This is a genomic window from Vibrio sp. 10N.247.311.13, assembly GCF_041467595.1.
Taxonomy (GTDB): domain Bacteria; phylum Pseudomonadota; class Gammaproteobacteria; order Enterobacterales; family Vibrionaceae; genus Vibrio; species Vibrio crassostreae_C.
This window is the reverse complement of sequence record NZ_JBFSUX010000048.1, coordinates 1-23,050: the sequence shown is the minus strand read 5'-3', so window position 1 is coordinate 23,050 and position 23,050 is coordinate 1. Positions and strand designations below refer to the sequence as shown.

The 23,050-nt window shown below is 44.8% G+C and carries 22 protein-coding genes and 1 pseudogene; 1 reads left to right on the top strand and 22 read right to left on the bottom strand.

What is annotated here, in order from left to right:
• Positions 1–150: 150 nt before the first annotated feature.
• The 22 genes and pseudogenes from urtA to trmJ form a co-directional block, all read right to left on the bottom strand.
• Positions 151–1,437, bottom strand: coding sequence for an urea ABC transporter substrate-binding protein (gene urtA, locus AB6E52_RS17285; RefSeq protein WP_004735113.1), 1,287 nt, complete (start codon positions 1,435–1,437; stop codon positions 151–153).
• A 294-nt stretch (positions 1,438–1,731) separates the two neighbouring features.
• Positions 1,732–1,959 (bottom strand): zinc ribbon domain-containing protein, encoded by a 228-nt coding sequence (locus tag AB6E52_RS17280; protein ID WP_017056199.1) that lies wholly within the window; start codon positions 1,957–1,959, stop codon positions 1,732–1,734.
• 36 nt (positions 1,960–1,995) lie between these two features.
• Positions 1,996–2,989, bottom strand: a pseudogene (locus AB6E52_RS17275) (sensor domain-containing diguanylate cyclase).
• A gap of 289 nt (positions 2,990–3,278) precedes the next feature.
• Positions 3,279–4,181: a metal-dependent hydrolase gene (locus tag AB6E52_RS17270; RefSeq protein WP_102320709.1), complete on the bottom strand. Its 903-nt coding sequence runs from the start codon at positions 4,179–4,181 to the stop codon at positions 3,279–3,281.
• A 131-nt stretch (positions 4,182–4,312) separates the two neighbouring features.
• On the bottom strand, positions 4,313–5,794 hold the full coding sequence (gene der, locus AB6E52_RS17265) for a ribosome biogenesis GTPase Der (protein WP_017062511.1): 1,482 nt from the start codon (positions 5,792–5,794) through the stop codon (positions 4,313–4,315).
• Positions 5,795–5,952: 158 nt separating this feature from the next.
• Positions 5,953–7,113, bottom strand: coding sequence for an outer membrane protein assembly factor BamB (gene bamB / locus AB6E52_RS17260; protein WP_017062512.1), 1,161 nt, complete (start codon positions 7,111–7,113; stop codon positions 5,953–5,955).
• Positions 7,114–7,123: 10 nt separating this feature from the next.
• Positions 7,124–7,738, bottom strand: a complete 615-nt coding sequence (locus AB6E52_RS17255) for a YfgM family protein (RefSeq protein ID WP_102320710.1) — start codon at positions 7,736–7,738, stop codon at positions 7,124–7,126.
• Between the two features lie 79 nt (positions 7,739–7,817).
• Positions 7,818–9,086, bottom strand: a complete 1,269-nt coding sequence (gene hisS, locus AB6E52_RS17250; protein WP_017062514.1) for a histidine--tRNA ligase — start codon at positions 9,084–9,086, stop codon at positions 7,818–7,820.
• Positions 9,087–9,156: 70 nt separating this feature from the next.
• Positions 9,157–10,278 carry a flavodoxin-dependent (E)-4-hydroxy-3-methylbut-2-enyl-diphosphate synthase gene (ispG, locus tag AB6E52_RS17245; protein WP_009848294.1) on the bottom strand — a complete coding sequence of 374 codons (1,122 nt, stop codon included), beginning with the start codon at positions 10,276–10,278 and terminating at the stop codon, positions 9,157–9,159.
• Between the two features lie 7 nt (positions 10,279–10,285).
• Positions 10,286–11,242, bottom strand: coding sequence for a cytoskeleton protein RodZ (rodZ, locus tag AB6E52_RS17240; protein ID WP_102320711.1), 957 nt, complete (start codon positions 11,240–11,242; stop codon positions 10,286–10,288).
• Between the two features lie 440 nt (positions 11,243–11,682).
• Positions 11,683–12,825, bottom strand: coding sequence for a bifunctional tRNA (adenosine(37)-C2)-methyltransferase TrmG/ribosomal RNA large subunit methyltransferase RlmN (locus AB6E52_RS17235; RefSeq protein ID WP_019822113.1), 1,143 nt, complete (start codon positions 12,823–12,825; stop codon positions 11,683–11,685).
• Between the two features lie 441 nt (positions 12,826–13,266).
• Positions 13,267–13,701, bottom strand: a complete 435-nt coding sequence (gene ndk / locus AB6E52_RS17230) for a nucleoside-diphosphate kinase (RefSeq protein ID WP_102320712.1) — start codon at positions 13,699–13,701, stop codon at positions 13,267–13,269.
• Between the two features lie 106 nt (positions 13,702–13,807).
• Positions 13,808–15,103, bottom strand: coding sequence for an aminopeptidase PepB (gene pepB, locus AB6E52_RS17225; RefSeq protein WP_017062517.1), 1,296 nt, complete (start codon positions 15,101–15,103; stop codon positions 13,808–13,810).
• Positions 15,104–15,309: 206 nt separating this feature from the next.
• A complete protein-coding gene (gene iscX, locus AB6E52_RS17220; protein ID WP_004740335.1) occupies positions 15,310–15,510 on the bottom strand; it encodes a Fe-S cluster assembly protein IscX in 201 nt (66 codons plus the stop codon).
• Between the two features lie 134 nt (positions 15,511–15,644).
• Entirely contained in the window at positions 15,645–15,983 is a 339-nt protein-coding gene (fdx, locus tag AB6E52_RS17215) for an ISC system 2Fe-2S type ferredoxin (protein ID WP_010440525.1), read from the bottom strand.
• Positions 15,984–16,003: 20 nt separating this feature from the next.
• Positions 16,004–17,854, bottom strand: coding sequence for a Fe-S protein assembly chaperone HscA (gene hscA, locus AB6E52_RS17210; RefSeq protein ID WP_017062518.1), 1,851 nt, complete (start codon positions 17,852–17,854; stop codon positions 16,004–16,006).
• A gap of 22 nt (positions 17,855–17,876) precedes the next feature.
• Positions 17,877–18,392: a co-chaperone HscB gene (gene hscB, locus AB6E52_RS17205; protein ID WP_010440522.1), complete on the bottom strand. Its 516-nt coding sequence runs from the start codon at positions 18,390–18,392 to the stop codon at positions 17,877–17,879.
• A gap of 84 nt (positions 18,393–18,476) precedes the next feature.
• Positions 18,477–18,800 carry an iron-sulfur cluster assembly protein IscA gene (gene iscA, locus AB6E52_RS17200; RefSeq protein ID WP_010440519.1) on the bottom strand — a complete coding sequence of 108 codons (324 nt, stop codon included), beginning with the start codon at positions 18,798–18,800 and terminating at the stop codon, positions 18,477–18,479.
• A 98-nt stretch (positions 18,801–18,898) separates the two neighbouring features.
• The gene (gene iscU / locus AB6E52_RS17195; RefSeq protein ID WP_004735094.1) at positions 18,899–19,276 is read right to left on the bottom strand and encodes a Fe-S cluster assembly scaffold IscU; all 378 of its coding nucleotides are present in this window, start codon (positions 19,274–19,276) and stop codon (positions 18,899–18,901) included.
• 33 nt (positions 19,277–19,309) lie between these two features.
• Entirely contained in the window at positions 19,310–20,524 is a 1,215-nt protein-coding gene (locus AB6E52_RS17190) for an IscS subfamily cysteine desulfurase (protein ID WP_010440514.1), read from the bottom strand.
• Positions 20,525–20,551: 27 nt separating this feature from the next.
• Positions 20,552–21,073, bottom strand: coding sequence for a Fe-S cluster assembly transcriptional regulator IscR (gene iscR, locus AB6E52_RS17185; RefSeq protein WP_010440512.1), 522 nt, complete (start codon positions 21,071–21,073; stop codon positions 20,552–20,554).
• A 116-nt stretch (positions 21,074–21,189) separates the two neighbouring features.
• Complete coding sequence (trmJ, locus tag AB6E52_RS17180) at positions 21,190–21,918, bottom strand: tRNA (cytosine(32)/uridine(32)-2'-O)-methyltransferase TrmJ (RefSeq protein ID WP_102320713.1); 729 nt, start codon at positions 21,916–21,918, stop codon at positions 21,190–21,192.
• 181 nt (positions 21,919–22,099) lie between these two features.
• Here trmJ and suhB point away from each other — a divergent pair, with 181 nt between their 5' ends.
• On the top strand, positions 22,100–22,903 hold the full coding sequence (gene suhB / locus AB6E52_RS17175) for an inositol-1-monophosphatase (RefSeq protein WP_017062520.1): 804 nt from the start codon (positions 22,100–22,102) through the stop codon (positions 22,901–22,903).
• The last annotated feature ends 147 nt before the right edge of the window (positions 22,904–23,050 follow it).

The window sequence follows — 23,050 nt, the reverse complement described above, 5'->3', positions numbered from 1 at the left end:
TTAATCCACCTAGCTAGATATTGTTATTTTTGCTCAGTGGACATGTGGAGAATTATTGTTAGTTGAAACGATGAGCCTTCCGTTTGCTACACCTCTTACACAGATGCTTTCTTCGCAAACAAGGAGGCTCAATGTTCCTAAATTAACGCTCTAGTTACCGCCAGAACACTTCTTGGTTTCGACGTTAAACGCACCACATGAGAATGGCTTAGACCAGCTAGAGAACAGCTTCGCTGATTCAGGTAGGTAACTCGACCAAGCGTCACCCGCAACGAGACCTGTGGTTTCCCAAACGATATCGAATTGACCATCGTCTTGGATTTCACCGATCAGGACTGGTTTAGTAATGTGGTGGTTTGGCAGCATGGTAGAGTAGCCGCCAGAAAGGTTAGGTACAGACACGCCAATCAAGGCATCTTGCACAGATTCAGGATCGGTTGTGCCCGCATTAGTGACCGCTTGAGCCCACATATTGAAGCCAACATAGTGCGCTTCCATTGGGTCATTGGTGACACGCTTTTCACTCTTGATGAACGACTGCCACGTTTCAACGAACTCTTCATTAGCTTCAGTATCAACACTCATGAAGTAGTTCCATGCCGCTAGATGACCAACCAATGGTTCTGTGTCCATGCCTGACAGTTCTTCTTCACCAACAGAGAATGCAATAACTGGGATGTCTTCAGATGAAATGCCTTGAGCGCCTAGCTCTTTATAGAAAGGTACGTTCGCATCGCCGTTTACAGTAGAAACCACAGCGGTTTTCTTGCCAGCTTCACCGAACTTTTTGATGTCTGAAACGATAGATTGCCAATCAGAGTGACCAAATGGCGTGTAGTTGATCATGATGTCTTCTTCTGCGACACCTTTATCTTTTAGGTAGGCTTCTAAGATCTTATTGGTTGTACGTGGATAAACGTAATCGGTACCTGCAAGTACCCAGCGCTCGACTTCAAGCTCTTCCATCAAGTAATCCACTGCTGGGATCGCTTGTTGGTTTGGCGCGGCACCGGTGTAGAAAACGTTTTTAGAAGACTCTTCACCTTCATACTGTACTGGGTAGAAAAGGATGCTGTTGAGTTCTTCAAAGACAGGTAGCATGGATTTACGTGATACCGACGTCCAACCACCGAACACCACATCCACTTTCTCTTTTTCGATAAGCTCACGCGCTTTCTCAGCAAATAGCGGCCAGTTTGACGCAGGGTCAACCACGACAGGCTCTAGCTTCTTACCAAGCAAACCGCCCTTTTTGTTCTGCTCTTCGATGAGCATTAGCACGGTATCTTTTAGCGTTGTCTCACTGATCGCCATGGTGCCAGAGAGTGAGTGTAGAACACCGACCTTGATGGTCTCATCAGCAGCAAACACTGTTGCAGAAGAAAATGAAAGTGTTGTACACAGTGCAGCTAGCGATAAATTGAACACCTTGTTCATGATATTACTCCATAATTGTATTTTTGTTATTCAATTACAGAGTTACAAGAAGAGTGCCAAACTTATAAACCAACGAAATTATTTATAAGTAATTGTATTAATAGAATTTAAAAGAAACTCACACCAATAGAGTGCATAGCAATCATGTAACTATGTTTCATACTGGTGCAGTGACGGTGGGAATGAACCAAGATGACACATTCCTGTTCTTCAGATACAAAAAAGACCCAACACTTTAGTATTGAGTCTCTGGTATAACATCACCGATGGTCGTTCAAACCATGTAGTTTAAGGCTATTCCGCAGGTTGAAATTCGAATTTTACTCTCGACTTTGATTTCAACTCGTTGCAATCACCGTTGCAAAAATAGCTCGCCGCACCACAGGCTTGAAGCTTCTCAAGTTGGCTGCTGCACTCAGGGCAAAACCCAACTTTAGTAAAGTGAGCCTGACAACTTTCACAATGATACTTGCCATCCCAAGCTAGCTCAGACTGGCACTTAGGGCAGATATTTTCACTCATTAGCATTTCCTAATTCACTACTATTTTTACAATCTACTACCGCTGAGACTTCGCTTGCTTGATTTGGTACATGTTCTTATCAGCTTGTGCGATCAACTGGTCTAATCCTTGAGGATCTTTCTCACAAGACAACCCAACACTCACTGAGAACTGCACATCATTGATATAAAGCGCTTGTTGCAGTGCTTTCTCTAAGCTGTGGTAGAAGCTAACAACGCTTTCTTGATCATCAAAGCAAGAGAACACCACAAACTCATCGCCACCATAACGGCCTATCTTGGCACATGCTGTGGTTGCCTCATCAAGAACTTCGGCAACCGCCAACAGCACATCGTCACCGAAACTGTGGCCATAGGTATCATTTATCGATTTGAACTTATCGACATCAACAAACAAACAAACACGCCATCACCTTTTCAGAAAAGCATCGCTTGGCCAACACTTTCTCCGCTTCATTAAACAATGCGCGACGATTCAAGCAATGGGTTAAAGAATCTCGATTAGCGAAAAAGTTTAGCTGGTTCTCCAGCTCAAACTTCTCTAGTGCTACCGAATACAGGGAAGCCAGTAGCTCTAAGATCTCGAGCTCAAATTCATGTGGTTCAGAGATGTACTGGCTATAAATAGCGAAGGTAACCAACACATTACCGCGCGACGAGATAATGGGGACCGACCAACAGGCATGTAAATTCGCTTGATTGGTTAAGACCAGAAAAGGTGCCCAGTTTGGGTGTGCATTTATGTTGGAGACCATCACTGCTTTCTTAAGCGCAGCTGCCTCGCCACAAGAGCCTATCCCCGCACCAATTCCTATCCCTTCAATCTGTTGATTGTAAAAATCAGGCAGGTTTGGAGCATACTCAAGGTGTAACGTTTTAGACTCTGAGTTGAGCAGTAAAATTGAAGCCATGCGCTGCTCGGTAAGCTGAATAATCTTGTGATTTAAATCTTTGCGATCCATCCCAAGCGCAAGCTTCCGTAGCAAGCTATTGACGGCTCGATGACCTTCTAATAAAAATTGTTGTTCCATTCACTAAGGCTTTCAATTGTGTAATCGGGTACAACTTGTTCTTATGCAAGCTTGTTATTGGTTAATAATAACACACTAAATTAGTACGACACACAATCGAAGATCATAGGTTGATCTTTCGCTTTATCTATTTTGATCAGCGATCTACCCCAAAAAGAATATTTATATCACCACACACCGAAAGCATAAGTTACATATGCTGCATTTCAATTTCAAATAGTCATTTATATCAAAAGTGACATGTAAAAATAAAATAAACAGCACAAGCCATTTCGATCTGTAGTCTAAATCATCGAATTACATGCGTCAGCATTTCAATGTTTTGGCCATCTAGCTGGGTCAGCTTAACGGACAGCGCACCAAGTTCTGAGGTATTTCCAATGTGTGTGCCACCACAAGGAATAGTGACCTGAGTATCTGCGTCAAGCTGCCACTCCCAGTAACGAGAGTCTGTTAACGCCTCGCCTTCTAGTCTCATCGCAACTGGCGTCGGCTCTGCAAGCCAGCCCGCAAGCATTTGGTTGATATCAGCTTCGATGTCATCAAGATTTGCTAGCATGTCTGCAACGTTCAAACCGCGCTTCTTCAGGGTTTTGCCTAAGCGATACTTATCGGTACACAGCTCTGGAGTCACAAAGCTCGTCACTTGTGCATAACTATTGAAGTCGTAACTGCCAAGCGGATCTTTTCTGTCCGCATCTTTACGCCAGTAGCTCTCAGCCAATACTTTATTCAAGGCTAGGAAAGCGATGTGGCCAGCACTGTGACCACGGCTCAAACTGGCTTGGTACTCTTTATCAACCGACAACACGACTTCGTCGTTAACCTTAATCATAGAAGCAGATGTAGGTAGCTGGTGGACAACAACAAACGCCCACCCTTCCGTATCACGCTTAACAGGGATATCTGCTGCGATATGAAGCTTGCCAGTAGATTGTTCTATAGCACCAACAAGGCAGTCTTCAACGGGAAATTGCACGTCACCAACACTCACAAAGCCTTGGTCTGCAGGGTGATCTGGCCAAATGTGACTCACTGGGTGGAAGGGTGTCACGTCGGTGATCAGGTAAGTTTTGCTGTCATCGCTTTCAACGTACTGCGCTTTAGCATTGATCTGCCAAGCCTGATGACAAAATTGAGTGATGGTTGGTGTGATTGCTGACACAGGTGTAGTCAAATCGCTAGTAGTCATATCGTTCTTCTTCTGGAATCTAGTCTGATTCGTTAAGCCATGATGATAAAAACATATTGTTATGGCTTAACGTGAATTTTGCTTAAAAAAATACCCGAGACAGGCTCGGGTATCAAATCTATTGGAAAGGTTTACTTACGACCTTTAACCATGCTCATCATACGCTTACGTTTACGTTCTTGAGAAATTGTCAGCTTGTTTGTCTTAGCTTCAAATGGGTTCTCGCTGTTCTGGAATTGAATGCGAATAGGTGTACCCATGATTTCTAGTGAACGACGGTAGTAGTTCATCAAGAATCGTTTGTATGAATCTGGCAAGTTACGAACTTGGTTGCCGTGGATAACGATAATCGGTGGGTTGTAGCCACCAGCGTGCGCGTATTTCAGTTTCACACGACGGCCACGAACCATAGGCGGTTGGTGATCATCAGTCGCCATCTTCATGATACGAGTTAGCACAGAAGTACCAACACGAGTAGTCGCTGACTTGTAAGCTTCTTGTACAGACTCAAACAAGTGACCAACACCTGTACCGTGAAGTGCAGAGATAAAGTGAATACGTGCGAAATCAACGAAGCCTAAGCGACGGTCTAGCTCTTTCTTAACGCGTTCTTTAACGTCGTTATCTAGGCCATCCCACTTGTTTACGGCAATAACAATTGAACGACCAGCGTTCAACGCAAAGCCTAGCAAGCTTAGATCTTGATCAGAGATGTTTTCGCGAGCATCGATAAGCAGCAATACAACGTTAGCATCTTCAATCGCTTTCAGTGTTTTAACCACTGAGAACTTCTCTACCGTTTCGTTGATGTTTTTACGACGACGAACACCCGCAGTATCGATTAGAACGTATTCACGCTCGTCACGCTGCATTGGGATGTAGATAGAGTCACGAGTCGTACCTGGCATATCGTAAACAACCACACGCTCTTCACCAAGAATACGGTTCGTTAGCGTTGATTTACCTACGTTAGGACGGCCAATGATCGCTAGTTTGATCGGTTGATCTTGAAGACGCTTGAATTCTGCTTCAGCTTCTTCTTCTGTAAATTCAACCTGCTCTTCTTCTTCGTCTTCAAACTCAGTTAAGTCGCTTACTTCGCCATTCTCAGCTTTTAGCGCTTCTGCGAATGGGTTAAGAGCAAGGTCAATAAGTGCAGTAACACCACGACCATGCGCCGCAGCGATTTGGTACATGTCTTCTACACCTAGTTGCCAGAAGTCAGCACTTGCAGCATCAGGGTCGATACCATCAACCTTGTTTACTACTAGCATTGAAGGCTTTTCTAGTTGACGTAGGTGCTTAGCAATCGCCACGTCTGAAGGTGTTAGACCCGCACGGCCATCTACCATAAATAGAACGACATCAGCTTCATCAATCGCCGCTAGCGACTGTTCAGCCATTTTAGTTTCAACACCTTCTTCAGTACCGTCGATACCGCCAGTGTCAATAACAATAAAGTCATGCTCGCTAAAATGAGCATGACCGTATTTACGGTCACGCGTTAAGCCAGGGAAATCCGCAACCAATGCATCACGAGTTCGAGTCAATCGGTTAAATAACGTAGATTTACCTACGTTCGGACGCCCTACTAGAGCAACAACAGGTACCATAACAACCTCTACAATTTCTTCTCTAAATGTAGTTATAGGTAAGCACTTGTTCGCAAGTTTAAACTCTTACCTATAACCACACGGTTTATTAATTTTTAACAACAAAACGGCTCCTGGCTGTTACCAACCAGGAGCCGACTGTGAATTATATCACGCTTTTATTGGCTAATCGTTAGTTTCTTTACATCGCCATTGCGAGTCGTCACTAAGTAGCCTTCAGGCAGTTCAATTGGTGCAACCGCAAAGCCGCTATCATCGACAAGCTGTTGAGCAACAAACTCACCCGATGAACGATCCAACCAGTGCAGATAACCTTCAGTATCACCCACGACTACATAACCATTAATAATAGCAGGTGCTGTCAGTAAGCGGTTTTCTAACAATGGAGTGCTCCACAGTTCAGTACCACTACGCGCATCAACCGCAACCACATGGTCTTTGTCGGTAACAACGAACAAACGGCTACCATCACTTGCTAAATCAATCGCTGATGAGTAGTTACGTTTCCAAATTGGCTTACCAGAACGAAGGTCGATAGCAATCAGCTGACCATTGATACCTACGGTATACAGGGTGCCACCAAGAACAATTGGAGATGCATCAACATCAACCAAACGATCAATTTCCGTTGCACCTTTTGGTGTGCCTACTGGCTGTTGCCAAATAAGCTGACCACGATCAACGATAGCCGCAGCTAGACGACCATTTGCTGTACCCCAGAATACACCACCAGAAACTGCAACAGGCGAGCTATCGCCACGCAGTGTTAGGCTTGGTACTTCCGTACTGATGGTCCATTTTTGTTCACCGCTTGCTTGATCTAACGCGATCAACATACCGCGACTGGTATGAACAATGACCATGTTGCTATCAGTTGCTGGGGATGCAAGCACCTCGCCATTGACTGATACACGCCACAGCTCTTCACCGGTCGATTCTTCCAGTGCGATCACTTCGCCATTTTCAGAACCAACAAAAACTTTACCGTAAGCCGCCGTTAAGCCACCCGATAAACGAGCCAATACGTCTTTCTCAAGATCGACTTTCCACAGCGCTTTACCTGTATCAGGATCAAGCGCTTTAACCATACCTTCACGGCTTGCAACAAACACTTTGTCGTAAGCCAATTCTGGCGTTAGTTTTGAAAAGTAGTGACCAACACCATCACCAACCGACGTAGACCATTCCTGACTAGGAGTGAACTCGCTGTTTACCGTTGGGACTGGAGCCATGATTACGGTGTCTTCTTCACCCGCACAGCCAGCTAGTAGGCCAAGAGCAATCGCACACAACGCCGCTTTTGGAAACATCTTCTTCATTCAAAGCGCCTTATTTAGCTAGGTCGTCAAGTTTGATTTGAAGCGTTTGGCTAGCGTCAACAGCTTGCTGTGCTTCTGTGTAAGCACTGTATGCTGCGTCTGTGTCGCCTTTACGAAGTGAGATATCACCACGCAGTTCAGCAACACGGCCTTTCCAAGATTCATCTGTCATAGCAGCAAGATCAGTCAGTGCTGCGTCAAATTCACCTTGCTCAGCTTTAATACGTGCAATACGGTAAGTAAGTAGTGGCGCAAGTGCCGCGTCCTTAGTTGCCGATTTTGCCCACTCGAGCTGTTCAAGTGCCGCCGCTAGATCGCCTGCTTGTACTTGTACTTTTGCTAGTTGCATAGCAGCAAGTACTGAGTACTCAGCATCTTTGTTTGCGTCGATGAAAGCTTGAATATCAGATTGAGCATCAACACCCTTAACATCAAGAGCTGAAATTACAGAGGTGTAGCTTTCTGAAGCTGCTTCACGCGCTTCAACTACTGAATCTTGGTAATAGCGCCAGCCAAATAGACCACCTAAACCAATAACCGCACCAAAGATTACGGCTTTACCGTTCTCTTTCCACCAATCTTTAATGGCTTCAACTTGTTGCTCTTCGCTATCGTAAAGTTCCACTTCCTGTCCTCTTTAATTCTTTAAACGCCAGCATAGTGCTGACGTTAGTATTCATTATGAGCGTTTGCTCAATGGCTAATTAGATTAGCGCAGCAACTTTCTCTGCAACTTCCGTTTGAGACACGGTTTCTTGCTCGCCGCCAACCAGATCTTTTAACACAACTGTATTGTCAGCAACTTCGTTCTCACCAAGTACCAGCGCCACAACAGCACCTACTTTGTCAGCACGTTTGAATTGCTTCTTGAAGTTACCACCACCGAAGTGGTTCATTACACGCACGCCTTCAACGGTGTCGCGTAACTGATTCGCTAACTGCATGCCCGCGATCATAGTACCTTCGCCAGCAGCAACTACGTATACATCAACGCTACGACGAACTTCTGTTAGCTCTAGCGTTTCCATCATCAGAACCAGACGCTCTAGACCCATTGCGAAGCCAACTGCATTTGTTGCTTTGCCGCCTAGTTGCTCAACAAGACCATCGTAACGACCGCCGCCACATACTGTACCTTGAGCACCAAGGCTATCTGTGATCCACTCAAATACGGTGCGGTTGTAGTAATCTAGGCCACGTACTAGACGCTCATTAACTTGGTATTCGATACCAACAGCGTCAAGAAGTTCACACAAACCAGCAAAATGTTGCTTCGATTCTTCACCTAGATATTCAGATAGTCGAGGTGCGTCACCTAAGATAGCTTGAACATCAGGGTTCTTAGTATCAAGTACACGTAGAGGGTTAGTGTGCATGCGACGTTTGCAGTCTTCGTCAAGCACATCAATGTGTTGCTCAAGGAAAGCCACTAACGCAGTGCGGTAGCTAACGCGATCTTCTTGAGAACCGATTGAGTTCAGCTCTAAGCGAACGTGCTTGTCGATGCCTAGCTCACGCCATAGACGTGCTGTCATCATGATAAGTTCTGCGTCAACGTCTGGACCGTCTAGGCCAAACACTTCAACACCACATTGGTGGAATTGACGGTAACGACCTTTTTGAGGACGCTCGTGACGGAACATAGGGCCCATGTACCATAGGCGCTGTTCATCACGGTTGATAAGGCTGTTTTGAATACATGAACGAACACAACCTGCTGTGCCTTCTGGACGCAGCGTTAGGCTATCGCCATTGCGGTCGTCAAAGGTGTACATCTCTTTAGAAACAACGTCTGTCTCTTCACCAACTGCACGGCTAAATAGGTTTGTTTCTTCAACGATAGGCATACGTACTTCGTTGTAACCGTATGCACTCACCACGTTTTTAACTGCGCTTTCTACTTTCTGCCACAGTGGTGATTGAGTTGGAAGGCAGTCGTTCATGCCTCGAATTGCTTGGATATTTTTAGCCACAGTATTTATTCCGTAATTTCTCACGACCAGGTGTTAGTGCGAATAGACAATCACACCCCATCGCGTTGTATTAATCTTCTAAGTTTTCTACATCAATGCGATTTGCTTTATCAAGCACTGACGCTTTTGCACGAATCTTAGCTTCAAGTTTGTCGACAAGGTCATCGTTGTCGAAGCGCTCTTTCTGACGCTTACCGTCTTCGTAGAAGGCACTCTTACGAGCACTACCGGCTAAACCTAAGTGAGACACTTCTGCTTCACCAGGGCCGTTAACCACACAACCGATGATTGACACATCCATTGGAGTAATCACGTCTTCTAAGCGTTCTTCAAGGGCATTAACGGTGTTAATAACATCGAACTCTTGACGAGAACAGCTCGGGCACGCAATGAAGTTGATGCCACGCGAACGAATGCGCAAAGATTTAAGAATATCAAAGCCAACTTTGATCTCTTCAACCGGATCAGCCGCTAGCGATATACGCAGCGTATCGCCGATACCTTCAGAAAGAAGCATACCTAAACCTACCGCTGACTTCACAGAGCCTGCACGCGCACCACCCGCTTCGGTAATACCAAGGTGGAGAGGTTGATCAATCTGCTTAGCCAGCAAACGGTAAGAACCGACAGCAAGGAATACATCAGAAGCCTTCACGCTGACTTTGAATTGATCAAAGTTCAGACGGTCTAGGATATCTACATGACGCATTGCTGATTCAACAAGCGCTTCTGCTGTAGGTTCTGTGTATTTCTCTTGGATCTCTTTCTCAAGAGAACCGCCGTTAACACCAATACGAATCGGAATATTCATATCACGTGCACAATCAACAACTGAGCGGATACGGCTTTCGTTACCGATGTTGCCTGGGTTAATACGCAGACAGTCAACGCCGTATTCGGCCACTTTTAGGGCGATACGGTAGTCGAAGTGAATATCAGCAACCAAAGGAACAGAGACCTGCTGCTTGATTAGCTTAAAGGCTTCAGCGGCATCCATAGTCGGTACAGATACGCGAACGATATCAGCGCCAACTTTTTCCAGAGCTCTAATTTGAGCAACGGTCGCGGCTACATCTGTTGTTCTTGTGTTGGTCATGGATTGCACAGCAATTGGTGCGCCATCACCGATCGGCACATCACCCACATAAATACGGGTTGATTTGCGACGAATAATAGGAGATTCGTGTTGCATATTAACTCTAAGGTAAGGTTATTCTAGCTACTTTGCCTGAAGTATACCCAGAAAGGTCGACAGGTTCACTTGCAAATGTCATTGATACGCCTTCTGGCGCACCTAGAATCACTTTATATGGCGCAGTTCCTGAAAGATTTAACGACTGACCTGCTTTTTTGATGCCAGTCGACAAGGTTTTACCCGTTGCATCTTTTACTTGGATCCAGCAATCAGCAGAGAACTGCATCACTAGCTCGTTAGCCACAGCTTCAGGAGCAGTGCTTGCTTCAACCGCTTCTGCATTCGCAGCAACTTCAGCAGTTGGCTCTGTCTCTGTTGCTTGTTGTGCAGGAGTTTCGTCAGCTGGAGTAACAGCATCTGAAGTATCTTCCGCATCGCTTATCGCAGCAAGGCCTTCAGTATCTTCAACAACAGAAGCACCCGCTTCATTTTGTTCAGCTTCAATCACTTCTAAAGATGTGAATTCAGGGGCAAGTGATTCTTCTACCGCGAGCTCTTCTGAGCTTTCGGTATTCGCTAAAGATTGAGATAGGGTGTCTTGCTGTTGGTTCTGCCACCACCAAAGTGAGGAGATACCCGCAATGACCGCAAAAATGCTCCAAGTCAGGATCATAATACGGCTGTTGTGCTTCTCGGTTTTGGTCTTACGAGAAAAACTCAGCATTTCTTGCTCTTGATGCTGAGCATCACCGGCATGATGCAGCGCACTCAATACGACTTTTTCGTCAAGATTGACGTATTTCGCGTATGAACGAATATAGCCACGCATAAACGTCGCCACTTGATCTGACTCGAATTGGTTTTCTTCAATTTGTTGGATCAGAGTAACGCGAAGTTTCAAGCGATCAGAAATCTGCTTTTGCGTTAAACCAAGAGATTCTCGTTTGTTCTTAAGCAGCGTTCCCGCTTCCAAAGCTGGAGCTACGTTTTCTTGCGCTTGTGTATCTTGTTCTGTGTTCATAGAGAGTGAACTTCTAAAGTATTATCGCAGGTTGAGGAGAGCGTTTTCTTATTGTCGTTTAAGCTCAATCTAACAACCCACGTTATGTGGAATTTTTCCTGCTATCTAAATCATCAACCCTTAAAGGCGAACATCATTCATTTATTATGGATGACCTTCTCAGGAAGCTAGTTTATCAAGTAGCCAACCTAAATAGACATATTGATGATCAGTAGCAAGCGAGCACTTAAATTAATTTAAGATTAGTTAATCATAAGCTAATGCCATTACAAGGCAAAAACACTTTAAACAAAATTTACCGTCAGCTCATGGTTTTGTCCAAAATTTGACGAAAAATGTAAGAAAGCGTGGGCAAGAAGTCCAAAAAATCAAAAACTGCACCCCAGAAAAGCAACAAGCCAGAAGGAAGACTTCTGGCTTGTTTAGGTTCTAATCGCGTTTTATACCGCTTTTACTTCAATCACACCACCGGCAATCAAGTTCGCTTCAGAGGCTGCTTTGATCATTTTGGTACGTTTGGTTCTATCAATCACATCACCGACTAACTGACCACACGCGGCATCAATATCATCACCACGAGTCTTACGAACGGTTACTGTGTAGTTGTATTCCATCAGCGTTTTTTGGAAGCGATCAATACGAGAGTTGCTTGGCTTCTTATAAGGCGAACCCGGGTAAGGGTTGAATGGAATCAAGTTGATCTTACAAGGCGTCTCTTTCATTAGCTCTGCAAGTTCACGTGCGTGGTCCATATCATCATTCACATGATCCAATAGCACGTACTCAACCGTTACTTTACCGCGGTTAGCATTTGAAGATGCAATGTAACGACGAACAGATGCTAGGAAGTCTTGGATATCCCAACGGTCGTTGATCGGCATGATTTGGCTACGTAGTGCATCGTTTGGCGCATGTAGAGAAATAGCCAATGCGACATCGATGTTGTCTGTCATTTGGTCAAGGCCAGAAACAACACCAGAAGTTGATACGGTTACACGACGCTTAGACAGTGCGAAACCTAGATCATCAAGCATGATTTCTAATGATGGCATTAGGTTCTTCATGTTCAATAGAGGCTCGCCCATACCCATCATTACAACGTTAGTAATTGGACGACGACCGGTTTCTTTTTCTAGGCCGATTTCGCGAGATGCACGCCAGATTTGGCCAACAATCTCTGAAACTTTTAGGTTACGGTTGAAGCCTTGTTGAGCTGTAGAACAGAACTTACATTCAAGTGCACAACCAACCTGTGAAGATACACATAGCGTCGCACGGTCACCATCTGGGATGTATACCGTTTCAACGTCTTGGTCGCCAACGCTCATCGCCCATTTAATTGTGCCATCTGAAGAGTGTTGAGCTTCAGAAACAACAGGTGCAACAATCTCACAGCGACGTTGAAGTTTCTCACGTAACTTTTTGTTGATGTTGTTCATTTGTTCGAAGTCATCGACACCGAAGTGATAAATCCACTTCATCACTTGCTCTGCTCGAAACGCTTTCTCATTCAGTTCTTCTGTGAAAAATTTACGAAGACCTTTACGATCAAAATCGAGTAGATTGACTTTAGCTGTGGTCATGATGCCTCTCAATGACGGAACAATAATTAAGGGCGCGAATTGTACAGGCTTTACGCAACTTCAACAAGCATTGTAAAACCCTGTGTTTATTAAGACATTCAAACTTAAGCGATTAAAATTTGAACAATTGTATTTATCGGCCTGAGATTAGCCAATTTAAACAAAGATTCCCGATTACACTCCTTCGTCGCTTTCGGGAATGACGTAAATAATCACCAATTGCTCGATAATATTTACCACGAGATGGTTGCTCCAAAGTTCCCCGTCATTCCAGAACTGAGGAACGAAGTATCTGGAATCTCCAATAACAAAAACAGATTCCCGATTACGCTCCTTCGTCGCTTTCGAGAATGACGACTAAATTGATTATCGAGAGCGTAAAATCCACTTACAAAAAAGGCCTCACCGAGGTGAAGCCTTTAGAATAATTTGCAGTGCCGATTATTGAGCTGAGCGTGGGCAAATTTCAGATTCTGGGAAGAAGAATTCGATTTCGCGAGCTGCAGACTCAGGGCTGTCGCTGCCGTGAACTGAGTTGTAACGCATGCTGATTGCGTAGTCAGCACGGATAGTACCGCATGCCGCTTCTTCTGGGTTTGTTTTACCCATAAGTTCACGGTAACGAGCGATAGCGTTTTCGCCTTCAAGCACTTGAACCATGATAGGACCAGAAGTCATAAACTCTTTAAGAGCTGGGAAGAACTCTTTGCCTTCATGTTCAGCGTAGAAGCCACTCGCTTGCTCTTCAGTAAGACGAACCATTTTAGCAGCAATAATTTCTAGGCCTGCTTTTTCGATACGGTGGTAGATTTCACCAACAAGGTTACGCTTAACTGCATCCGGCTTAACAATTGAGAACGTTCTTTCTAGAGCCATAGGGATTCCTTCACTTCATTTTTTTGTTATTAAATACTGAAATTACTGAGATCTTTCGATCTGAGCTTTATGAATGAGCGGCACAAAATACCGCTCACCCTTATTATTATTTTGCTTGGTCGATAAGAAGACGAGCCAGTGTGCGAACGCCCATACCCGTTGCGCCTGCCGCCCACTTGTCACTTGCTGACTTACGGTAAGTACCCGCGCAATCCATATGAATCCAACCTTTTTTGTAATCATCTACAAAGTAAGAAAGGAATGCCGCTGCTGTACTTGCACCCGGTGTGTAATCGCCTGTGCTGATGTTTGAAAGATCAGCAAAGTTTGAAGGCAACATACCACGGTGGAAATCAGCAAGAGGCAGTGGCCATAAGCCTTCTTTCTCTTGGTTTGCCGCTGTTAGCGCTTGGTGAGACAACTCATCATCGAAGCTTAATAGTGCGTGGTAGTCGTTACCTAATGCGTTTTTAGCCGCGCCTGTTAGCGTTGCACAGTCGATGATCAGCTCAGGGCTTTGTGCACTTGCGTACATCAGGCCATCAGCTAGCACTAAGCGACCTTCCGCATCAGTGTTCATGATCTCAACTGTTTTACCGTTTTTGTAGGTAATGATATCGCCAAGCTTCAATGCGCGACCAGAGATCATGTTCTCTGCGCAACATAGAATAAGCTTGATGCGCTTGTTAAGACCGCGTTCAATCGCAAGACCTAAACCACCAGTAATCGTTGCTGCGCCACCCATGTCAGCTTTCATCGCTGTCATGAATTGGCCTGGCTTGATACTGTAACCGCCCGAATCGAACGTAATACCTTTACCGACTAAACAGGCAAATACAGGTGCGTTTTCATCGCCTGTTGGGTTGAAGTCCAGTTGCAGCATTGCTGATGTACGCTCAGAGCCACGACCTACCGCGTAGATGCCTTCCCAACCTTCGGTTAGTAGATCCTTGTCTTTAACAATCTTCGCTTTAACAGTGCCCGCTGGTGCCACTGACTTGATGTATTCTGCAGCCATTGTCGCAAGTTGACGAGGTGCCACTTCTTCAGCGGTTTTATTGATAATGTCACGCGTCCAGTCAGTTGCGCGAATACGAGCTTCAAGCTCAGTTTGATCGGCTTCTGAAAGTGCATCCCATTCCAATGCATTCTTTTTCTTTGGTCCACGGTAGCCTTGGTAGAAAGCCCAAACGCTTTCTAGATCCCAACCTTCACCACGAAGTGAAACGAATGCGATACCTTGTCCGTCAAGCGTACGACCCGCACGTTGAACTGCGCCTAGATCGTGGCCTTCACCAATGTGAATTGTCGCTCCCGCTTCTGAGAACGATAAAATAGCTCTTGCTCCCCACTGAGGCTGGGCAGCTTCTTGACTTAAAAATACTGACATCTGTGTAGACATGATTTCTCCTTGTCATGAACCACTGTGAGTGTGTGATTCTGATTATTTTTTATTAGCGCACTGATGTTAGCATTATGTAGGAGGAAAATGTCATTTTGATAAAAAAACGGACCATAAGGTCCGCTTTTTTTAGTAAGAATTGTTAACTTGGCTGCGTTTTATATTGGACTGATACCAACCCGCGACCAAATCATTAGACAAGAGGATTAATCCATCTCATCCATCCAGCACAAAATAATAGCCTCTAAGATTTTCTCATTCGAGTGGTTAGGCTCGTCGTCGAACTCTTCAAGATCTAGCACCCATTGATGCAGATCGGTAAAACGTACCGTTTTAGGATCAGTATCAGGGTACAAATCACATAGCTCAATTGCGATATCTCGCGAATCAATCCACTTCAAGCTCATAACACTTCCTTATATTTATCAGCGACGCTTGGTCACCTTTATGATCTATATTCTAGGCCAGTTTTCTTAGTATGTTTGTCTAAGCAATAACTCTCTCAGTCATCGCTGTATTAGCCATGACTGAGAACAGGTTCTTAATGGTCTTCAGAAGCCAGGTTCAACGTGTACTTTGGAATCTCTACAACAAGATCCGTATCAGCCACTTTAGCTTGGCAACCCAAGCGAGATTCCATCTCTAAGCCCCATGCTTTATCTAGCATGTCGTCTTCTAGATCATCACTCTCTTCTAAAGAATCAAAACCTTCACGAATCACAACGTGACATGTTGTACATGCGCACGATTTCTCACATGCGTGTTCAATACCAATACCGGCCTTCAGTGCAACATCAAGAACCGTCTCACCAGTTTTTGCTTCTAAAACAGCGCCTTCTGGACATAGATCTTCGTGAGGTAAAACAATAATCTTTGGCATGTTTATCTATTCTCTAACTATTAAATATTATCGACTGACTGACCTGACAGTGCAGCACGAATTGATTTATCCATACGACGAGAAGCAAAGTCTTGGCTCGCTTTGTCGGTATTCTTAATTTCTAGTTCAATAGCATCAGCGTTGTCGCCATTACGCACTTCAATCAGTGCTTCAATCGCTTGAACAAGTTGTTGTTTGCCTTGCTCATCAAGTAGCTCGTCACCGTCGGCTTGCATTGCAGCGATAAGGCCTTCGATAACGCGATCCGCTTCTACGCGTTGCTCAGCAAGAGCACGCGCTTGCATGTCTTCTTTTGCAAACGTCATCGAATCTTTCAGCATGCTAGCCACTTCGTTGTCGCTTAGACCGTAAGAAGGCTTAACTTGGATTTCAGCTTGAACGCCAGTGCTCTTCTCCATTGCGGTAACCGATAGCAGGCCATCAGCATCCACTTGGTAAGTAACACGAATATGAGCAGCACCTGCAGTCATCGGCGGGATGCCTTTCAGAGCAAATCGAGCCAGTGAACGACAGTCATCAACCATCTCACGCTCGCCTTGCACGGTGTGTACTGTCATTGCAGTTTGACCGTCTTTGAACGTGGTAAACTCTTGTGCACGAGCAACTGGGATCGTGGTATTACGAGGGATGATCTTTTCGACTAAGCCACCCATGGTTTCGATACCCAGTGACAGAGGGATAACATCCAATAGCAGCATCTCAGAGTCAGGCTTGTTGCCAACTAAGATATCCGCTTGAATCGATGCGCCAATCGCAACCACTTCATCAGGGTTAATACTGGTTAATGGAGTACGACCAAAGAAGCCACCGACCATTTCACGAACAAGTAAGGTACGAGTTGAACCACCTACCATCACGACTTCTAGTACTTCATCCGCGTCAACTTCCGCATCTTTCAGTGCTCGGCGGCACGAAAGCAGCGTTTTCTTAACTAGTGGCTTGATGATCTCTTCGAACTCTTCACGAGTTAAAGAGCCAGACCAACCTAGTGCTTCAACATTAACGCTTTCAGCTTCAGATAAGCCAATCTTCGCTTCTGTTGCTGCGTCTAGAAGAATACGGTTCTGTTCTGCTGTCAGCTCTAACAAGCCCATTTGCTCTTGGAAATGATCCGCAATTAAATGGTCAAAGTCATCGCCGCCTAATGCAGAGTCACCACCGGTTGCTAAAACTTCGAAGACACCTTTAGACAGGCGTAGGATAGAGATATCAAACGTACCACCGCCTAAGTCATAAACAGCGATTACCCCTTCTTTACCTGAATCCAAGCCATAAGCAATCGCAGCTGCAGTGGGTTCATTAAGAAGACGTAACACATGAAGACCAGCAAGTTGCGCTGCGTCTTTGGTACCTGCACGTTGTGCATCATCAAAGTACGCAGGGACGGTAATCACGGCACCAGCCAATTCACCACCTAACGTCGACTCAGCACGTTGACCGAGTGCACGAAGAATATCTGCAGATACTTGAATTGGGTTCTTATTTCCTTGCGCTGTGTTAATCACAGGCAGGCCATTATCACTTTCTTCAAACTGATATGGCAGAGATGGGTATCGCTGTTGAATATCTGACAGTGAACGACCGATTAATCGCTTAACTGAGATAATGGTATTTTTAGGATCAGTTTGTGCATTTACACGCGCTTCATCACCAGTGGTGTACGACTCTGACTGATAGTGAACAACGGAAGGGAGAATACTGCGACCTTGTTGATCAACAAGCGTGCTTGCCTCACCACTGCGCACTGACGCAACCAATGAGTTTGTTGTACCTAAATCAATACCCACTGCAAGCTTGTGCTGGTGAGGAGCGGCGCTTTGCCCTGGTTCTGCAATCTGAAGTAGTGCCATGGATGTGTCCTTGTTATACGAACTAGCCGATCAAACGATCTTCAACTAACTCGATTTCATTCTTTAATTTTGCAATAAACTTAAGCTTTCTTACTCGGTCTGCAGCTTCTAACCAAGCTTCGCTGTCGAGTTCTTGTTGGATAGCGCTTAATTGTTGTTTATACATTTTGCTAACCTTTCCTTCAAATGCAAACAAAGCATCTTCAGGATCAGAACTGTCGGCGATATCTTCCAGCTCTTCACGCAATTCCATTTGCTCCATCAGGAACATAGGATCTTGCATAGTCTGCTGCTCACCACGAATATCCTCACCATGTTGAACTAACAGGTATTCAGCGCGGCTGACTGGATTTTTCAACACCTGGTACGCATCATTGATTTGCGCAGCTTTTTGCACAGCCAGCAAGCGATCTCGCTCAGAAGCCGTGGCAAATTTATCAGGGTGGAATTGGCGTTGCAGATCTCTAAACTGAGAAGAAAGAAGGCTACCATCCAGTTGAAACTGAAGTGGTAGCCCAAATAATTCGAAATGATTCATGTAACGGTGGTCCTAAGTTTAGGCTCTTTACTTAGAGCCTAATTTTATTCTTCGCTCATTATAAACGCTCAACGATTGAGGCGTTTATACATTGAAGCTCTCACCACAACCACATTCGCCTTTCGCGTTAGGGTTGTTGAATTCAAAACCTTCGTTTAGGCCTTCTTTTACGTAATCAAGCTCAGTACCGTCTAGGTAAACTAGGCTCTTTGGATCAATGATGACCTTAACACCTGAATGCTCGAACACTTCGTCTTCTTCGTTGAGCTCGTCAACGAATTCCAGTACATACGCCATACCCGAACAGCCAGTAGTTTTTACCGCTAAGCGCAACCCGATACCTTTACCTCGGTTATCTAGGAAAGCTTGAACTCGGCTTGCTGCCGTATCTGTCATGGTGATGGCCATACTACAACCTTGTGTTTTATATAAATTGAGAACTCAGGGGGAGCACAAAGGGTGCTCCCAAATATTACTTTTTTGAAGTGATTACGTTGTAGAAACGATTAGTGCTTCTTTTTGTAATCCGCAACCGCTGCTTTGATTGCATCTTCAGCAAGAATTGAACAGTGAACTTTCACTGGTGGCAACTCTAGCTCTTCTGCGATTTCAGAGTTTTTAATAGCAGCTGCTTCATCAATACTTTTACCTTTAACCCACTCAGTGACTAGTGAGCTAGAAGCGATTGCGCTACCGCAACCGTAAGTCTTGAATTTTGCGTCTTCAATAATACCTTCTGCAGATACTTTGATTTGCAGTTTCATTACGTCACCACAAGCTGGTGCGCCAACCATGCCGCTACCTACACTTGGATCTTCTTTATCAAACGAACCTACGTTACGTGGGTTTTCGTAGTGATCAATTACTTTTTCGCTATATGCCATGATAGTTACCTCGAATCCTCTATTTCCGTGAGATTAGTGATGAGCCCACTCAACAGTGTTCAAATCAATCCCTTCTTTATACATATCCCATAGAGGAGACATGTCGCGTAATTTATTTACTGCTACACGGATTTGTGCAATCGCGTAGTCGATTTCTTCTTCCGTAGTGAAACGGCCGAATGAAAAACGTACTGAGCTGTGTGCCAGTTCATCGTTTAAGCCAAGAGCGCGTAAAACGTATGAAGGCTCAAGACTCGCTGATGTACATGCAGAACCTGATGATACCGCTAAGTCTTTTAAAGACATAAGCAGAGATTCACCTTCAACGAAAGCAAAGCTCACGTTTAGGTTATGTGGTACACGTTGATCTAAGTCGCCATTTACCGTTACTGCTTCTAGATCTTGAACCCCTTTCAATAGACGCTCGCGAAGTGCTAGTGCGTGGTCATAATCTTTCTGCATGTCTTGTTTAGCGACAGCAAAAGCTTCACCCATACCCACGATTTGGTGAGTAGCAAGCGTACCAGAACGGAAACCACGTTCGTGACCTCCACCGTGCATCTGTGCTTCAAGACGAATACGTGGCTTACGACGAACGTACAAAGCACCAATGCCTTTAGGGCCGTATGCTTTGTGTGCAGAAAGAGAGATAAGGTCAACTTTCATCTCTTTTACATCTAGTGGGATTTTACCCGCAGACTGAGCCGCATCAACGTGGAAGATGATCTTGCGTGAACGACATAATTCGCCGATTGCAGAGATATCTTGGATTACACCAATCTCGTTGTTTACGTGCATGATAGAAACAAGAACCGTATCTTCACGCATTGCTGCTTGTAGCTTGTCTAAATCAATGATGCCGTTTGCTTCAGGCTCAAGGTAAGTCACCTCAAAACCTTCACGCTCTAGTTGGCGACATGGATCAAGAACCGCTTTATGTTCTGTTTTACACGTGATTACGTGCTTACCTTTCTTCTCGTAAAAGTGCGCTGCACCTTTGATAGCAAGGTTGTCTGACTCTGTAGCACCTGACGTGAAAACAATCTCACGTGGGTCTGCATTTAGTAGATCGGCAATTTGCTCACGAGCATTATCTACTGATTCTTCTGCCTGCCAGCCGTAACGGTGTGAACGAGATGCAGGGTTACCGAAGTTACCGTCCATCGTCATGCACTGAACCATTTTTTCAGCAACACGTGGATCGACTGGGCATGTAGCTGAATAGTCAAAGTAAATAGGCAGTTTCATTTTCTACTCCAATGTAAAAACTGACCGCTAAGAGCGGGCATTAACACCGTGAGGTGCTGCACTAATCGTTGTAGTGCTCGTATTTTTATGTGCAAAACCATTATTAACCGCAAGATCGATATCTTGACGATCAGAAATCTCTAAAACTTCGTTATCTTTCATTAGCTCACCGAGCGTAATGTCATTTAAGAAGCTGCTGATTCGGGAGCTTAAATCACGCCAAAGAGTGTGAGTTAAACAACGACTACCACCTTGGCAATCTGCTCGACCGTGACACTTAGTTGCATCAACTGATTCGTCTACTGCAGCAATTACAGTTCCGACAGCGATGTCGCTCGCTTCAGCACCTAAACGGTAACCACCGCCAGGACCACGAACACTAGCAACTAAGCCAGCTTTACGTAACTTAGAAAATAGCTGTTCTAAGTAAGATAATGAGATGCCCTGTCGCTCTGAAATATCAGCCAGAGGAACTGGGCTTTTTTGCGAATGCAGTGCTACATCTAGCATAGCTGTTACCGCATATCTTCCTTTAGATGTAAGTTTCATATCACACCGAATCCACATTGTTTATGTGGTTGGAATCTTCCCATACCCGACTAAATTGGTCAAGTATTTAGTTGACTATTTTAGTCAAGTATTCACCCTTAGAGTTTTTGTGGTTTTTATTTGTCGTTTTTGCTCTTCTCAATTGAAGTCAAAATGCCGCGTAGAGTGTTGATCTCTTGCAACTCTGGACGAGCTCGACTGAACAGACGACGTAGTTTATTCATCACCTGACCCGGTTTATCCTTAGAGATAAATTGGGTATCAATGATCACTTTTTCAAGGTGTTCATAGAACATTTCTAGTTCTTCGTGACGTGGGTACTCATCTTGTTGCTGTGGTTGATATTGGCTAGCGACCATATCAAGGTGAGCTACACGCACTTCGTAGCTCAGAGTCTGCACTGCCATTGCTAGGTTTAGCGAGCTGTATTCAGGGTTAGCTGGGATACATACATGGAAGTGGCACTTCTGAAGCTCATCGTTAGTCAAGCCAGTACGTTCACGGCCGAACACTAATGCGACTGGGTGCTTTTGACCTTCAATCGCAAACTTTTGTCCACACTCACGAGGCTCAAGCATTGGCCATTCAAGCGTACGTGAACGTGCACTTGAACCCACAACCAAACCACAGTCTCTTACTGCTTCTTCAAGAGTAGAAACAATAGTCGCGTTTTCTGCGATGTCACCTGCACCAGCAGCCAGTGCTAAGGTCTGCTCGTCAACTTCACATTGAGGGTCTACAAGAACTAATTGACTCAAACCCATCACTTTCATTGCGCGAGCTGCTGATCCGATATTTCCCGAATGAGACGTACCAACCAGAACGACTTTTACATTGTCTAACATGCTATATGACACCACTTTAAAAATAATCGCGAGATATTAACACATAGCAAAGTAAAATGGTCAGACCCTTCGCGGAATGTGAAACCAAGAGTTCAAAAAATAACCACTTCCCTTTTGGTAAAACTTTGGTATACTCGCCGCCGCTTTAAATTGTTCTTTAACATCTTGTGGGAAAAACCATATGCATCCAATGCTAAACATTGCGATACGCGCTGCGCGTAAAGCTGGCAACCATATTGCTAAATCTCTAGAAACAACTGATAAGATCGAAACGTCTCTAAAAGGTAACAACGATTACGTTACTAACATTGCTCAAGAAGCTGAGTACATGATCATTGAGACAATCAAAGCATCTTACCCAGAGCACAGCATTATTTCTGAAGAGAAAGGCCTGACTGAAGGTAAAGACTCTGATGTACAATGGATCGTTGACCCACTGGATGGCACCAACAACTTTGTAAAAGGTTTCCCTCACTTCTCTGTATCTATCGCTGTTCGCATGAACGGTCGTACAGAAGTTGCTTGTGTTTATGACCCAATGCTAAACGAGCTATTCACAGCTCAACGTGGCGCTGGCGCTCAACTTAACAACGCTCGTATGCGTGTTACTCAACTAAAAGACCTTCAAGGTACTGTTCTAGCGACTGGTTTCCCATTCAAGCAAAAACAACACTCTGAATCTTTCATGAAGATCATCTCTGGTCTATTCATCGACTGTGCTGATTTCCGTCGTACAGGTTCTCCTGCTCTTGACCTATGTTACCTAGCAGCTGGCCGTGTTGATGGTTACCTAGAACTTGGCCTTAAGCCATGGGATCTAGCAGCTGGCGATCTAATCGCTCGTGAAGCTGGTGCTATCATGACTGACTTTGCTGGCGGTACTGATTACATGACTTCTGGTAATGTTGTTGCTTCAAGCGCACGTGGTGTTAAGTCTATTCTTAAGCACGTTCGTGAGAACGCTAACGAAGGTATGCTGAAGTAATTCAGACCTTACGTTAACGCTCCCTATTTTAAGGGCGCATAAAAATTCCAAAGCCTCGCTATATAGCTATAGCGAGGCTTTTTTGTATCTGCGATACGAGATACGAGATACGAGATACGAGATACGAGATACGAGATACGAGATACG